11 protein-coding genes and 3 tRNA genes are annotated in these 14,472 nt (G+C 69.5%); 7 read left to right on the top strand and 7 right to left on the bottom strand.

Annotated elements, in window-relative coordinates:
• Nucleotides 1-29 precede the first annotated feature (29 nt).
• Nucleotides 30-1,364 carry a uracil-xanthine permease family protein gene (locus GV007_RS04065; RefSeq protein WP_160071119.1) on the bottom strand — a complete coding sequence of 445 codons (1,335 nt, stop codon included), beginning with the start codon at nucleotides 1,362-1,364 and terminating at the stop codon, nucleotides 30-32.
• A 194-nt stretch (nucleotides 1,365-1,558) separates the two neighbouring features.
• Here GV007_RS04065 and GV007_RS04060 point away from each other — a divergent pair, with 194 nt between their 5' ends.
• Complete coding sequence (locus tag GV007_RS04060; RefSeq protein ID WP_160071118.1) at nucleotides 1,559-3,109, top strand: NCS2 family permease; 1,551 nt, start codon at nucleotides 1,559-1,561, stop codon at nucleotides 3,107-3,109.
• 135 nt (nucleotides 3,110-3,244) lie between these two features.
• Nucleotides 3,245-4,885 carry a carboxylesterase/lipase family protein gene (locus GV007_RS04055; protein WP_160071117.1) on the top strand — a complete coding sequence of 547 codons (1,641 nt, stop codon included), beginning with the start codon at nucleotides 3,245-3,247 and terminating at the stop codon, nucleotides 4,883-4,885.
• 24 nt (nucleotides 4,886-4,909) lie between these two features.
• Here the strand turns inward: GV007_RS04055 and GV007_RS04050 are convergent, their stop codons facing one another.
• A complete protein-coding gene (locus GV007_RS04050) occupies nucleotides 4,910-5,446 on the bottom strand; it encodes an NINE protein (RefSeq protein ID WP_160071116.1) in 537 nt (178 codons plus the stop codon).
• Between the two features lie 104 nt (nucleotides 5,447-5,550).
• Complete coding sequence (locus GV007_RS04045; RefSeq protein ID WP_160071115.1) at nucleotides 5,551-6,471, bottom strand: DUF368 domain-containing protein; 921 nt, start codon at nucleotides 6,469-6,471, stop codon at nucleotides 5,551-5,553.
• A 222-nt stretch (nucleotides 6,472-6,693) separates the two neighbouring features.
• Between GV007_RS04045 and GV007_RS04040 the strand changes: the two genes are divergently transcribed.
• Both GV007_RS04040 and GV007_RS04035 read left to right on the top strand, forming a co-directional pair.
• On the top strand, nucleotides 6,694-8,373 hold the full coding sequence (locus GV007_RS04040; RefSeq protein WP_160071114.1) for a molybdopterin-dependent oxidoreductase: 1,680 nt from the start codon (nucleotides 6,694-6,696) through the stop codon (nucleotides 8,371-8,373).
• A 151-nt stretch (nucleotides 8,374-8,524) separates the two neighbouring features.
• Nucleotides 8,525-9,154 (top strand): hypothetical protein, encoded by a 630-nt coding sequence (locus tag GV007_RS04035; protein ID WP_160071113.1) that lies wholly within the window; start codon nucleotides 8,525-8,527, stop codon nucleotides 9,152-9,154.
• Nucleotides 9,155-9,191: 37 nt separating this feature from the next.
• On the opposite strand, the gene GV007_RS04030 is transcribed toward GV007_RS04035, so the two are convergent.
• The 3 genes from GV007_RS04030 to GV007_RS04020 all read right to left on the bottom strand — a co-directional run bounded on the left by GV007_RS04030 (nucleotide 9,192) and on the right by GV007_RS04020 (nucleotide 9,585).
• Nucleotides 9,192-9,264: transfer RNA gene (locus tag GV007_RS04030), tRNA-Phe, on the bottom strand.
• 79 nt (nucleotides 9,265-9,343) lie between these two features.
• Nucleotides 9,344-9,420 (bottom strand) — tRNA-Asp (locus tag GV007_RS04025).
• 92 nt (nucleotides 9,421-9,512) lie between these two features.
• Nucleotides 9,513-9,585, bottom strand: a tRNA-Glu gene (locus GV007_RS04020).
• Between the two features lie 360 nt (nucleotides 9,586-9,945).
• Here GV007_RS04020 and GV007_RS04015 point away from each other — a divergent pair.
• On the top strand, nucleotides 9,946-11,742 hold the full coding sequence (locus GV007_RS04015) for a peptidoglycan DD-metalloendopeptidase family protein (RefSeq protein WP_160071112.1): 1,797 nt from the start codon (nucleotides 9,946-9,948) through the stop codon (nucleotides 11,740-11,742).
• A gap of 584 nt (nucleotides 11,743-12,326) precedes the next feature.
• Here the strand turns inward: GV007_RS04015 and ppa are convergent.
• Entirely contained in the window at nucleotides 12,327-12,815 is a 489-nt protein-coding gene (gene ppa / locus GV007_RS04010; protein ID WP_160071111.1) for an inorganic diphosphatase, read from the bottom strand.
• 236 nt (nucleotides 12,816-13,051) lie between these two features.
• Here ppa and GV007_RS04005 point away from each other — a divergent pair, with 236 nt between their 5' ends.
• Both GV007_RS04005 and tilS read left to right on the top strand, forming a co-directional pair.
• Complete coding sequence (locus GV007_RS04005) at nucleotides 13,052-13,312, top strand: PLDc N-terminal domain-containing protein (protein ID WP_104240337.1); 261 nt, start codon at nucleotides 13,052-13,054, stop codon at nucleotides 13,310-13,312.
• Nucleotides 13,313-13,407: 95 nt separating this feature from the next.
• Nucleotides 13,408-14,436: a tRNA lysidine(34) synthetase TilS gene (gene tilS / locus GV007_RS04000; protein ID WP_104240268.1), complete on the top strand. Its 1,029-nt coding sequence runs from the start codon at nucleotides 13,408-13,410 to the stop codon at nucleotides 14,434-14,436.
• Nucleotides 14,437-14,472: the final 36 nt, after the last annotated feature.

Below are 14,472 nucleotides of genomic sequence, written 5' to 3'. Positions count from 1 at the left end.
GGACGAGACGGGCGGGATGCGCGGGGCGGCTAGCGCGTGGTGCGCTCCGCATCCGCTGCCCCGTCGGCGCCGGCGACAAGATCGTCACCAGCGTCGTCGGCGTCGGAACCGCGGAGCCGGGCGATGCCGCTCATGAGGTGGTAGACGACAAGCGTGGCCACGGTGCCGAGGACGATGCCGCCGAACGTGACCTGCCCGCTGTTGATGGTGAAGTCGCCGATCGCGACGATGAGGCCGACGCCCGCCGTGAACTGGTTGGTCGGTGACGAGAAGTCGACCTTGTTCTCGAGCCAGATGCGCACACCGATGATGCCGATCAGGCCGTAGAGCGCGGTGGTGATGCCGCCGAGCACGCCGCCGGGGACGCTCGCGATGAGCACGCCCACCTTGGGCGAGAGGGCGAGGAGGATGGCGGCGATCGCCGCGACCCAGTAGGCGGCCGTCGAGTAGACGCGGGTTGCCGACATGACGCCGATGTTCTCGCCGTACGTGGTCGTGGGGGAGCCGCCGCCGAAGCCGGAGAGCACGGTCGCGAGGCCGTCGGCGAGCAGCGCCCGGCCGGCCATGGGGTCGAGGTTGCGGTTCGTGAGCTGGCCGACGCCCTTCACGTGTCCGACGTTCTCGGCGATGAGCGCGAGCACGACCGGCACGAACATGAGGTAGACGAGGAGGTGCTCGGCGGCGAAGACGGGGGTCGTGAACGTCGGGAGTCCGATCCACGCGGCCTCGTCGAGCCCGGCGAGGTCGACCTGGCCCATGAACGCGGCGACGATGTAGCCCACGACGACGCCGATGAGGATCGACAGGCGGCCGACCATGCCCTTGAAGGCGACTGCGACGATGATGACCGTCAGCAGCGTTATGGAGGCGACGATGGGGGAGGCCTCGAAGTTGTTCTTCGCGGCGGGCGCGAGGTTGAAGCCGATGAGGGCGACGATCGTTCCTGCCACGACGGGCGGCATGAGCAGGTTGATCCAGCGCGTGCCCGCGAGGTTCACGATGAGGCCGACGACGGCGAGGAGCGCGCCGACGACGATGATGCCGGCGAGGGCGACGCCCTGCCCGTCGGATGCGACGGCGGCGAGGATCGGCGCGATGAAGGCGAACGATGAGCCGAGGTAGCTGGGCACCCGGTTGCGGGTGATGAGGAGGAACAGCATCGTGCCGATGCCGGAGAACAGCAGCGTCGTCGATGGCGGGAAGCCGGTGAGCAGAGGCACCAGGAACGTCGCGCCGAACATCGCGACGACGTGCTGCGCGCCGAGCCCGATGGTGCGCGGCCAGGTGAGCCGCTCCTCGGGAAGCACGATGTCGCTCGCGGGGACGTTCTTGCCGTCTCCGTGCAGTTTCCAGGGCAGTGCCACGGTGGTCTCGCTTCCAGGTCGTTCGGCGGGGTTGGGCCTGCGCGGGGGAGCGGCGCGTGACCTCTACGAGATTAGGGGATCCGGCGACCCTTGGCGCCCGCAGGGTCGCGGTGCGGTCGGCGCGCGCCGCGCGGGTCTCGCGCGCTGACTACGCTTGTCCCTGTTAACGCGAGCAGCACGATCAGGGGAGCCGCATGAGCGACAGCCACGAGTCCGCAGTCGAGCAGGGACAGGCGGGAGCGGAGGCGGGCGGCGGCCACGGGCCGGCGCCCGAGCGTGCCACCCGAGTGGCGCCGACGAAGCGGGGCAGCGGGTCGTCGTTCAAGGAGCGTCTCGACACGTTCTTCGAGATCACGCATCGGGGTTCGAGCGTGCCGCGGGAGATCCGAGGCGGGCTCGTCACGTTCATGACGATGGCGTACATCGTCATCCTGAACCCGCTCATCCTCGGCGGCTTCTCGCAGGACCAGGCCACGCTGGACGTGGAGGGCGGTTGGCTGCAGGCCTCTCAGGTGGCGGCGGTCACGGGGCTCACTGCCGGTGTGATGACGATCCTGTTCGGTGTCATCGCGAACCTGCCGTTCGGTCTCGCCGCGGGGCTCGGCATCAACTCCTTCCTCGCCGTCAACGTCGTGCAGCAGGTGACGTGGGCTGAGGCGATGGGGCTGGTCGTCATCAACGGCCTGGTCATCGTGGTCCTGTCGGCGACCCGTCTGCGCGAGATGATCTTCCACGCCGTGCCGCCGCAGCTGAAGACGGCGATCACGGTGGGCATCGGCCTGTTCCTGGCCTTCATCGGGCTCGTGGATGCGGGCTTCGTCACGTCCTCGGGGAACGCGTCGCCGCCCGTCCAGCTGGGCGTCGGCGGCTCGGTGACGACGGTGCCGACGCTCATCTTCGTGGTCGGCCTCATCGTGATGGGCGTGCTCATGGCTCGCCGCGTGAAGGGTGCGCTGCTCATCGGCATCGTCGGCACGACGGTCGTCGCGGTTGTGGTCGAGGCGATCATGAAGCTCGGGCCGGCGTTCGAGAACGAGGGCGGCTGGTCGCTCAACGTGCCGGTGCTGCCGACGCAGATCGTCTCGGTCCCTGACCTCGGCCTGATCGGCGCGTTCGATTTCGGCGCGTTCGAGCGCATCGGCGTCCTGGCGGGCGTGATGCTCGTCTTCACGCTCGTGTTCACGAACTTCTTCGACGCGGTCGGCTCCCTGACGGGTCTCACCCGCGAGGCGGGCCTGCAGGACAAGCAGGGCAACTTCCCTCGCCTCAAGTCGTCGCTGGTCGTCGAGGGCATCGGCGCCGTCGCGGGTGGTGCGACGTCGAGCTCGTCGAACACGATCTTCGTCGACTCCGCGGCCGGCGTCGGCGAGGGAGCCCGCACTGGCCTCGCGAGCGTCGTGACGGGCGTCATGTTCCTGCTGGCGATGTTCTTCACCCCGTTGACGCAGATCGTGCCGCTCGAGGTCGCGGCGGCGGCGCTCGTCGTCGTCGGTGTGCTCATGGTGTCTCAGGTGCGCGAGCTGAAGTGGGACGACTTCTCGGTCGCCTTGCCCGTCTTCCTGACGATCGTCGTCATGCCGCTCACCTACTCCATCGCGAACGGCATCGGCGCCGGCTTCATCTCGTGGGTGCTCGTGCAGACCCTCACGGGAAAGGCCCGCAAGGTGTCGCCGCTCCTCTGGATCGTGGCGGTCGGCTTCCTCATCTACTTCGCCCGCGGCCCCATCGAGGGCATGTTCGAGTAACCCCGGTCGGCTGGCGGGATGCGTCCATCCCCGTGACCTGACGCGCTCGGGTCGGCAGACCCGCGGCACGCCGCAGCTGGCGTGCGCGGTGGGAAGCTGGCACTCAGAGTTGCCCCTCGAACGCCGGAGTTGCCCATGGGACCAGCCGCAGAACCGCACCCGTCGACGCCGCACGCCTCGAGCTCTGCGCCCCCGCTGGTCGAGACGCCGAGCGGCACGCTCCGCGGCACCGCCGAGGGGGCCACCGAGCACTGGCTTGGCATCCGCTACGCGAAGCCGCCGACGGGTGAGCTGCGCTGGCGCGCCCCCGTTCCCGTCGAATCCTGGGGCGGGGTCGTGGATGCCCGCATCCCGGGACCGATCGCCCCGCAGCCCCGCATGAAGGGCATGGATGTAGGGGAGAGGGCGCTCACGGACGAGGACTGCCTGTTCGCGAACGTCTGGCGTCCGGCCGGCGCGGGCGACGCCGGGGGCGCGCGTGCCGTCATGGTGTGGGTGCACGGAGGCGCCTATGCGCTCGGCGGCATCACGCAGCCCGTGTACGACGGGGCGGCCCTCGCGGAGCGTGGCGACGTGATCGTCGTGACGCTCGGGTACCGGCTCGGCGGACTCGGGTTCCTCGAGCTCTCGACACTCGACGGAGCGGGAGGCCAGTTCGATTCGAACCTCGCCCTGCGTGATGTGCTCTGCGCGCTCGAGTGGGTGCAATCGAGCATCGGCGCGTTCGGTGGTGACCCCGCACGGGTCACTGTCTTCGGGGAGTCGGCGGGCGCCGGCATCGTGTCGACGCTCCTCGCGACGCCCTCCGCGCTGGGACTCTTCTCGGCCGCGATCGTCGAGAGCTCACCGGCGACGAGCGTCTATGGGCTCGCGCGCGCGAAGCTCGTCGCCGAGCGGTTCGTCGCGAAGCTCGGAGTGGAGGGCCGCAACGGCGCGGTGGAGGGCACCCCGGGGGAGGCGCCCGCGAGCCGTGACTGGTCGGCGCTCCGCGCTCTTCCCGTCTCGAGCATCGTCGAGGTGGCGACTGAGCTGTTCGCGGAGATCCCGACCGAGTCGCCTGGCACGCTCGCCTTCGCGCCGGTCGTCGACGGGGACCTCCTGCCGGAGCATCCCGTGACCGTGCTGAGCGAGGGGCGCGGGCTTCCCGTGCCGCTCATCATCGGCACGAACCGAGACGAGGCGACGTTCTTCAAGCTCGCGAAGTCGCCGCTGCTACCCGTCGGCGAGGCGGCGTTGACGACGATGATCACCGAGATCGCCGCCGAGAACCCGACCGTCGACATGCCAGACCGTGAGCACATCCTCGACGTGTACGAGGGCGTGCGGGAGCGGATGGTGGGGCTCGGCATCGCGCGTGACGTGGGCTTCCGCATGCCGACGGTGTGGATCGCGGAGGGGCACTCGCGGATCGCGCCGACGTTCCTGTACCGCTTCGACTTCGCGACGCACGTGCTGAAGGTGCTGCGCCTCGGCGCGACGCACGGCACCGAGATCGCGTATGTGTGGGGCAACCTGGACACCGACCCGCGAGGGCTCGCCTACAAGCTCGGGGGCCGACGCCAGGCGGGGGAGGTGTCAGACCGGATGCTCGCCCTCTGGACGTCGTTCGCCCGCGAGGGGCGGCCCACCGACGGCGGCTTGCCGGGCGCGGTGCCATGGCCCGCGTTTGGGGCGGCCCGCTCGACCCTCGTCATCGACCACGCAGATCGGGTCGTCGACGACCTCGACGCGGATCTCCGCACCGCCTGGGGTGATCGGGCTTTCTCGCTCAGCTGAGCCGGGACCGGCGTCGGACGTGCGCTAGTACTGACCCGGGTACGATCCGCCGCCACCGGCCGGGCCGTAGCCCTGGTTCGCCGCGTACGCGCCTGCCCCGGCGAGGCGTGCGTTGGCTTCGCGCACGAACTGCGGGATGAGGAAGAGCTCGACGATGACCCAGATCGCGACGCCGAACATGAGCAGGAGCCCGATGCCGAGCCACGAGGTGGCGATTCCGACGAGGTACAGGACGAGCTGGGTGATGGCGATGCCGGTGCGCCCCAGATAGAAGTTGTGGATACCGAGCCCGCCGAGGAAGATCGCGAGCACGTAGGTGATGCCGACCTCCTTGCCTCCGCTGACCACGACGGTCTGCTGGTAGAGCATGGGAGCGCCGGCGGCCTGCGGCTGCGCTGGCGCGTACTGGCCCCACTGCGCGCCGTCCCAGTAGCGCTGTCGTCCCGTCGGGTCGGGGTACCAGCCGGCGGCGGGCGAAGATGGTGCGCCGTTCGCCTGCGACGATCGCGACTGGCTGTCCTCGGGCTGCGAGGCATACGGGTCCGTTGGAACGAGGCTCATCGGGCACTTCCCTGCTGTCGAGTGGATGCGCGTCTCATGCTAGCGAGCACCGCCGACATTGCGCGGGCTGACCTCGGAACTCGCGCCTGGGCTCCCGGCGCGAGCTACGAGTGCGCCTGGGGAGCGCGACGCAGCGCGCGGCGCACGAGCAGGCCCTCGGCGATGAGGAGGGCGGCGACGATCGCGGCACCGAGGAGGAACCAGAGCACAGGGCCGACGACGTCCCCGGAGGCCCAGAGCAGCTCGCGGTCCTCGGTCTGCCAGGGCCAGAGGGCGCGGAGCGAGCCAGCCATGAGGCCCGTCATGAGGGCCAGCGTCACGCGGCGGTGCTTCGAGAGCAGCCACAGCAGCACCTGGACGAAGAGGGCGAGTCCCGTGATGGCGCCGACGGCGAAGATGGCGACGTACCCGAAGTCGAGCGAGTTGAGGGCCCGCAGCGTCGGCTCGTACATGCCGGTCGTGACGAGCACGAAGGAGCCGGAGACACCGGGCAGGACCAGCGCGCAGACGGCGACGGCGGCCGAGACGAAGATGGCGAGCGCCGATGGGTCGGCGTCGTTGGCCGAGGGCAGCCCCGTGAGCACGAAGCTCAGGACCGCGGCGGGGACCGCGATGGCGTAGTCCCGCAGTTGCCAGCGGGCGCCGAGCATCCGTGCCGGAACGATGAGGGAGACGGCGATGAGTCCCGCGAAGAGTGCCCTCGAGGGGATGGGGTGCGCCTCGATGAGCGGGGCGACGAGGCGAGCCGCGACGACCAGCGCGACGAGCATCCCGATGCCGATCGGGAGCACCACGCCCCACCTCACCTGCGCGAAGTGCTCGCGAGCCCGGTCGAGCCCTCGGCGGCGCAGCGTGTCGGCGACGGCGCGGACGACGCCCCGCACGAGGTGGCCGGCCGAGTCGATCAGGGTCTCGTAGACGCCGATCAGCAGCGCGATGGTTCCACCGCTCACGCCGGGGATGATCTCGGTCACGCCGATGAGCGCGCCCCGAAGGAGGTTGGCGAGGACGTTGAGCGCTGACAAACCGGCCCTTCTCGGGCGCCGGGGTCGGAACGGCGCCGGATGCACGTGCGCCGGATGACGCGGCACAAAGCCTCCAGTCTGCCAGGCGCGGTGGGCGACCGCACCCGAGCCGGTCTCCTGCGCGTGGCCCCTGAGCCCCACCTCCGGTCACTATTCACAGGGGATGCACACCATCCGCCCACACTCAGCCCGGCCGGGTTTCGCGCGCGTACCGTGTCCGCCATGTCCCTCGAAACCAGTCCCGAACAGGTGAGAACGCGCCGTCGTCGCCTCCGCGAGTCCGTCCCGGCGGGCCTCGCCGGGATCGGCGCCGCGGCTCTCGGCGTCGGGCTCGGAGAGCTCGCGGCTGCATTCCTGCAGACGACCGCGAGCCCGATCGTCGCAGTGGGCGCGCTGCTCATCGACCTCGCCCCGCCGTGGGCCAAGGACACCGCGATCGCCCTGTTCGGGACCGCGGACAAGATCGCGCTCATCGCGCTCGTCGCGGTGGTGCTCATCCTCCTGGCAGCGGTCGCCGGGGTGCTCGAGTCGAGGCGCCCGCCGTGGGGTCGGGTCGTCCTCGGCCTCATCGCCGCCATCGGTGCCGTCGCTGTGGCCACCCGCACTCCCTTCTCGCCGCTCGACACGGCGCCTCCGCTGCTCGCGATGGTCGTGGCCGTGCTCACGCTGCAGTTCCTCGCGAAGACCCTCGACGCTGCTGAGCAGCGCGCACGGCAGAGGTCTCGCGAGGCGGCCGTCCCGACGACGCGGAGCTCCGCGGTCGGAGCGACGGGCCGTGCCGCGGCGTCCGACGGCGAAGACCTCGACGCTCGCGGGGACACGACGCCCGCCGGAGTCGACCGACGCCGCTTCCTGATCTACGCCGGTGCCTCAGTCGTCATCGGCGCCATCGCTGCCGCATCCGGTGCCGCACTCTCGGCCGGCACCCGCGCCGTAACGGCGGTGCGTGAGGCGATCGCGTTGCCGCAGGCGGCCGTGCGCGCCGCGGCGGTTCCCGCTGGAGCCCAGTTCGAGATCCCCGGCCTCCCGCCGGTCGTCACCCCGAACGAGGACTTCTACCGCATCGACACCGCGCTGAGCGTGCCGCTCGTGAACCCGGAGGGCTGGTCGCTGCGCATCCACGGCCTCGTCGACAACGAGGTCACGATCACCTGGGACGAGCTCCTCGCCCTGCCGCTCGAGGAGAGCATCACGACCCTCATGTGCGTGTCGAACGAGGTCGGCGGCGGCCTCATCGGCAACGCCCTCTGGCTCGGCTACCCGCTGCGCGAGCTGCTGAAGCGCGCGGGACCGCAGGCCGACGCCGATATGGTGCTGTCGAAGTCCGTCGACGGCTGGACGGCGAGCACCCCCATCGGAGCACTCACCGACGACCGCAACGCGATCCTCGCTGTCGGCATGAACGGCGAGACCCTGCCCGCCGAGCATGGCTTCCCCGTGCGGATGGTCGTGCCAGGCCTCTACGGCTACGTCTCGGCGACGAAGTGGGTCGTCGACCTCGAGGTGACGCGCTTCGACCGCGTCAACGCGTACTGGACCGACCGCGGCTGGAGCGCGAAGGGCCCGATCAAGATCGGCTCCCGCATCGACGTGCCGAGCGGCGGCAGCCTCAACGCGGGCCCCACGACGATCGCCGGCTTCGCCTGGCAGCAGCACACGGGCATCGAAGCGGTTGAGGTGCAGATCGACGACGGCGAGTGGATGCCGACGGAGCTCGCGGCCCCCATCTCCGACGACACGTGGCTGCAGTGGAAGCTCGACTGGGATGCCCCGGCCGGCGAGCACTCGGTGAAGGTCCGCGCCACGTCGAGCGATGGCGAGGTGCAGACGGATGCGCGCGCCAACGTCGTTCCCGACGGCGCGACCGGCCACCACGAGATCACGGTCAACGTCACGGCCTGACGCACCGCCGCATCCCTGCCCTGCTGCCCCTGCTGCCCCTCCCACCCACGCAAAAGTGAGCGAGACGCACCTTCGTCTCGCAAGGAACCTGCATCTGGCTGACGGATGTGCCGCAGCTGGCCGTTGACGGCACCCCGGTAGCCTGGTTGGGATGCCCCCACATTCCGCTCAAGCGCGCCCCCGTCCGTCGACCCTCCGGGATCTGCCGCGTGCCGGGTGGATCGCGGCCCGTGCATCCACGCCGAACGTGCCGTTGGCGGTGCTGTCGGTGCCGATCTACGCGTTCTCGATCCTGCCGATGACACTGCGGGGCGGCCTCTACCTCGACAGGACGCGCACGGGAACCGTGCTGTTCGAGCGCCGGAGGCCCATCCTCGACGGGTTCGTCGTCGCGCTCGTGACGGCTGCGGCGTTTGTGCTCTGGGTGGCGTGCATCCTGGTCTTCGACGCCACGATCATGCTGCTGCTCGGCCTCGCAATCTACGCCGTGCTGCTCGCGGGTGCGGTGATCGCGCTGGTGCAGCCGGGTGGGACGACGCTGTCGGCGTCTGGTCCCGAGACGCCGAAAGGGGAGCGGTGGATGGTCGCGGCCCTCGCGCAGCTCCCCGGCACGCGCTTGACTGCGGTCATGCTCGCGAGGCGGCTCGTCGAGCACGCGCCTGCTGGCTCAGTGCTGGTTGCGGCTGCGGCGACGGATGCGCTGCTCGAGCGCTACGTGCGGGCCGGCTTCACCGCGGGGCGGGCACGGCGTGTGTACCGCCTGGTGCCCGCGCAGACATAAAGAAACCCCGCCATGTAGAAGCTAGGCGGGGTTTCAGTGGCTCCGACGGGCGTCGATCCCGTGACCTCACGATTTTCAGTCGTGCGCTCTACCAACTGAGCTACAGAGCCGGAGGCCGAGGCCTCATGGCGACGTACTGATGTTCGTCACCGTTGCAAATTGCCCTCTTCGAGAAGAGGGCAAGATGCTTGGCGACCCTGACGGGACTTGAACCCGCGACCTCCGCCGTGACAGGGCGGCGCGCTAACCAACTGCGCTACAGGGCCTTACTGTGGTGTCTCAGCCTGGGCTGATTCATCCGTATTCGATTGCGACAGTTCAATGTACAGCATCTCAGCACCTGGTGTTGTCACGACCGTGACCCCAACGGGATTCGAACCCGTGTTAACGCCGTGAAAGGGCGCCGTCCTAGGCCGCTAAACGATGGGGCCGAGTGCTTGTAGCTGACTTGACTACCGAGAGAAGAGCATAGGGGCGTTTTTCCCTCGCAGCAAATCGGGTGCCGCATCGGTGCCTGTTCGGCGTGTCGTGGCGTGCTCCGGTGGGGGCGAGCGCAGGCTTCCTCGTAACCGGATGTTCCCCGAGATGCGCGGGATTCCGGCGCAGACGGCGACCCGGTACGTGATTTCTCACCCGGGTCCCTGTGACGCGCTAGGCAGATGTTGACAAACTTGTTACTGTTTCTCGTGTTGTTGGTGTGAAACGAGTGGCTGCAGTGGTAGATGCGGTCTCGCGTTGCCGCAGAGGCGTCCGCCTCGTTCCGCACCCAAGATCCATCACGAGGAGAGCGCATGCCCGCCACCAGGAGCCCGAAGCCCCTGCGACTTCGCAACCGCTGGCGCACACCGCTCGTCGGTGCGGCATCCGCAGCAGTCCTCGCCGCGTTCGCGTTCGCATCCGGCCCAGCCTTCGCTGCCGATGACGGCTACGCGACCTGGGAGGACGTCGTCGCCGCTGAAGGCAACGTCGACCGCCAGGAAGCGCTCATCGGTGAGATCGAGCAGCAGATCGCAGATCTCGACGCGAAGGTCACCGCAGCGGCGGCGCAGGCGAAGACCGCCGGCGAAGAGCACGGCAAGGCGCAGACCGCGTCGAGCGAGAAGTTCGCCGAGGTCACCATCCTGCAGGGTCAGGCGGATGCGGCCGAAGAGAAGGCATCGACCTCCCGTGAGAAGGCGGGGCAGCTCGCTGCCGCCATGAGCACGCGAGGCGCGGGCGACCCCAAGCTGGCGCTCTTCCTCAACCCCGGCGACGCCGACACGCTCCTCTACCAGCTCGGCACCATCAGCAAGCTCTCCGAGCAGACCGACGGCATCTACAACCAGGCCGTGACCGAGAAGAACACGGCAGACGTGCTCGGAACGCAGGCCACGACCGCGCACGACGAGCTGGCGAAGCTCGAGGTCGAGGCGAAGACGAAGTTCGACACGGCGCAGGCCGAGCAGGTTGTCCTCCAGAACGAGAAGTACCTCGCTGACAACAAGAAGGCCGACCTCCAGGCGATGCTCGCTCCGCTCAAGGAGAAGCGCGATGTCACCGCGACCGACTACGCGGCGGGCGAGAAGCTGCGTCAGGAGCAGGTCGCGCAGACCAACCGCGAGCGGGCCGAGGCGGCCGCCGCGTACCAGGAAGAGGCATACGCGCAGGTCGTCGCCGAGGCTGAGGCCGCCGGCGTGCAGGCTCCGCCGAAGCCGGACATCTCCAGTGAGGCTCCGGCAGTGAACGCGCCGCTCGCGCCTGCCGACCCGACCGACACCTCGGTCGCACCGGAGACGCTGCGCCCGCCGCAGCAGGTCACGCCTCCCCGCCAGCCCTCGACCCCGCCGACGGCCACGGCCGACCCGACCGCTCCGGTCACGCCGCAGCAGCCGACCACGCCGGCCGAATCGCCAACCCCGAGCCCGGATCCGGTCACCCCGCAGCCGACGACGGCACCTGAGCAGACGGCGGCGCCGGAACCCACCACGGATCCGGAACCCACGACCGCTCCCGAGCCTCAGCCCACGACTGCGCCCACGACGGCTCCCGAGCCGGAGCCCTCGAAGCCCGACATCGAGATCCTCCCGGAAGAGCCGCAGAAGCCTGACGTCGAGCTCGAGCCGGAACCCGAGCCGGAGCCGGAGGTCGTCCCACCGACGACGCCCGAGACCCCGAACGGTGTCCTCGCTGGCTACTACGGCCCGATCAGCAGTGGCGTCGTCACCGACGAGTACGGCATGCGCCTGCACCCGATCTTCGGCACCTACCGCATGCACAACGGCCTCGACCTCGGTGTCAACGGCGGCACGTGCGGCGCCCCGCTCTACGCAGTGCACAGCGGCACGATCACGTACGCCGGCTACAACGGCGGCTTCGGCAACCACGTCGTGCTCGACTTCGGCAACGGCACCGAGGTCTCCTACTCGCACATCATGGACGGCGGCATCAACGTCTACGTCGGCCAGACCGTGAACGCGGGCGACGTGCTCGCCTACGCGGGCACCACCGGTTCGTCCACCGGCTGCCACCTGCACTTCGAGCTGAAGTACTGGGGCACGCTGATGGATCCGAAGCCGTGGCTCGCCTCGGCAGGCATCTACTACTACTGATTCACGCGCACGTCGGCTGACGTCAGCGCGCACGAGAGGGCGGTTCCTCGCTTCGGCGGGGGCCGCCCTTCTGTGTGCCGTCGTGCCTGCGTGCCTGCGTGCCTTCGCCGCGCCGCCACTGGCCCGTGTCGGCCGCTGCCCGCCGCTGTCTCATGTCGGCCACTGTCCGCCGCCGTCCCCTGTCGGTCGCTGGACGCCACTGCCTCGTGTCGGCCACTGGCCGCCGTTGTCTCGAGTCGGTTGCCGGCCTCCGCTGCTCCGTGTCGGTCGCTGTCCGCCATTGTCCCTGTCCGCCGCCGCTGTCCAACTTCCGTGACGGTTCAGGCACCGGCGTGCTCTGAGTGCCCCTGCGGCTGGTTTCGTCACGGAAGTTGGACAGCGACGGGATCGGCCGCCCCGGCGCTGACCAACATGAGTGCAGATTCCGGCTGATTCGAGCGGATCGGTGCCGTGAACCCCAGATCTGCACTCATGTTGGTCACGCGCAGCGCGAAGCGCTCCGCGCACGACGAAGCCCCGCATCCACTTCTGCAGTGGATGCGGGGCTTGGTCAGCCGGTCACCGGTCGGGCCGGTGAGCTGCGCCTATTCGGTGGGCTTGTACTGCGCGATGGAGCGCTCGATGATCGCCTCGGCGGCGGCGGCGTCGCCCCACGCCTCGACCTTGACCCACTTGCCGGGCTCGAGGTCCTTGTAGTGCTCGAAGAAGTGCTTGAGCTGGTCCTTGGTGGAGTCGTCGACGTCGTCGAGGTCCTGGATCTTCGCCCAGCGGGGGTCCTTCGCGGGCACGCAGAGAATCTTGTCGTCTCCACCGGCTTCGTCGGCCATGTTGAGGACGCCGACGGGGCGCACCTTGAGTCCGACGCCCGGGAAGAGCGGGTACTCGAGCAGCACGAGTGCGTCGAGGGGGTCGCCGTCGTCGGCGAGGGTGTGCTCGAAGTAGCCGTAGTCGACGGGGTACACGAACGGCGTGAAGAGCACGCGGTCGAGGAAGACGCGGCCGGTCTCGTGGTCGACCTCGTACTTGTTGTGGCTTCCGCGCGGGATTTCGATGACGACGTCGTAGCTGCCCATGGCGCTCCTTCGTTGCGCCTGGCGGCGCTCATTCTGTGTGGCTTGTCGGCGGGCCCGGTGTGGCGCTGCTCGCCGCACGAAACCGTTGGTTTCGTTCGGTTTCAGGGTAGTGGATGCGCCCCGCCCGGGGCTGCGGATGCGCGGTTCGCGTGGCGCGGTTCGGCGTCGGGCGTGGCGTGGGTGCTGTGTGACCCCGGAATGATGGCCGGGTGGATGGTCGTGGCATGCTGGTCTCCATGGTTGATCTCAAGGAAGCGCTGCACGTCGATCCGTTCATCCCGCTCCGGGAGGGGACAGGCCAGGCGCTTCCGCACGCGTTGACGTTGGGGACGGCCTTGGCGGCTGGTGTGCAGTTCACGCTGCTCGGGGCCGCGCTGTTGAGCCTCCTGCGTCGCAAGCCGAGCCAGGTGCGGGGTTCGCGACTCGCGTGGGGCGCCTTCTCGCTGGTGAACTTCGTTGGTCCCATCTCCTACTTCCTCTTCGGTCGCAAGCGTTGAGGCGTCTGCCCGTTTCCGCGGCTCGCGGGTTCGTCCTTCTGGGATGTTCCGGCTTCGAGCGTGACGGTTCGCGCGGGCGCGTTTAGGCTGTACCTGTGTCAGATCGCCCTCGCCTCACTCCAGCTGTTGCCGACCTTCGTCGAGCCGTCCGTGGTTCTCTCCTCGGGCGCGTGCAGAAGGGCGACCGCATTCTCGTCGCGCTGAGTGGCGGTCCGGACTCGCTGGCGCTCGCTGCCGCGACGGCGTTCGAGGCGAAGCGCCTCGAGGTCGAGGCTGGCGCGGTCATCATCGACCACGATCTGCAGGAGGGTTCTGCGCGGGTCGCGGAGCGCGCCGCGGAGCAGGCCGCCGAGCTCGGGCTCGCCCCGGTGAGCGTCGTGCGGGTGAGCGTGGAAGACGTCGGAGCCGGTCCCGAGGCATCTGCCCGGGTGGCTCGCTACGAGGCGATCGAGGCGGTGCGCGTCGAGACGGGTGCGCCGTGGGTCCTCCTCGGGCACACGCTGGATGACCAGGCGGAGACGGTCCTGCTTGGCCTGGCTCGCGGTTCCGGAGCGAAGAGCCTGCACGGGATGGCGCCGGTCACCGGCGCTCTGCTGCGGCCGCTGCTCGGCATCCACCGCGCGGTGACGGTGCAGGCGTGCGAAGACCAGGGGCTCTCCCCGTGGATCGACCCGCACAACAGCGACCCGGCGTACACGCGTGTCCGCGTTCGCGACACGGTTCTTCCGCTCCTCGAGAAGGAGCTCGGCCCCGGCATCTCGGAGGCGCTCGCTCGGACGGCGACGACGCTCCGCGAAGATTCCGAGACGCTGGATGCGCTTGCGCTCGAGTGGGCGCACGAGATCGTGAACACCGACGCGGACGGCCGCATCTCCCTCGATGTCGGCGGCATCGTCGCGCAGCCCCCGGCGCTGCGTCAGCGCATCTGCCGTATCGTCGCCGAGCAGGGCTTCGGCGTCTCGCTCACTCGTGGGCACACGATGGCGGTCACGGCGCTGGCGACGGAGTGGCGCGGGCAGGGCCCCGTCGATCTGCCTGGCATCCGGGTCGAGCGCGAGAAGGGTCGCATCCTGTTCGGGGCGACGGCCTCCGCGCACGACGACCACCTCGACGAGACCGCCTAGCTTCTACCGTTTCGCACACCGCGCTCGCTTCGTCGA

Origin of the sequence: Pseudoclavibacter sp. 8L (assembly GCF_902506465.1) — a bacterium.
Lineage (GTDB): Bacteria > Actinomycetota > Actinomycetes > Actinomycetales > Microbacteriaceae > Pseudoclavibacter.
Note: the sequence above shows the minus strand (reverse complement) of the source record. Positions and strands in the feature narration are given on the sequence as shown.

Excerpts from the sequence above, each read along its gene's own strand:
- GV007_RS04050 (WP_160071116.1), bottom strand. The coding sequence starts at position 5,446 with ATGAGCCTCGTTCCAACGGACCCGTATGCCTCGCAGCCCGAGGACAGC.
- GV007_RS04060 (WP_160071118.1), top strand. The coding sequence starts at position 1,559 with ATGAGCGACAGCCACGAGTCCGCAGTCGAGCAGGGACAGGCGGGAGCG.
- GV007_RS04015 (WP_160071112.1), top strand. The coding sequence starts at position 9,946 with ATGCCCGCCACCAGGAGCCCGAAGCCCCTGCGACTTCGCAACCGCTGG.
- GV007_RS04040 (WP_160071114.1), top strand. The coding sequence starts at position 6,694 with ATGTCCCTCGAAACCAGTCCCGAACAGGTGAGAACGCGCCGTCGTCGC.
- ppa (WP_160071111.1), bottom strand. The coding sequence starts at position 12,815 with ATGGGCAGCTACGACGTCGTCATCGAAATCCCGCGCGGAAGCCACAAC.
- GV007_RS04055 (WP_160071117.1), top strand. The coding sequence starts at position 3,245 with ATGGGACCAGCCGCAGAACCGCACCCGTCGACGCCGCACGCCTCGAGC.
- GV007_RS04005 (WP_104240337.1), top strand. The coding sequence starts at position 13,052 with ATGGTTGATCTCAAGGAAGCGCTGCACGTCGATCCGTTCATCCCGCTC.
- GV007_RS04035 (WP_160071113.1), top strand. The coding sequence starts at position 8,525 with ATGCCCCCACATTCCGCTCAAGCGCGCCCCCGTCCGTCGACCCTCCGG.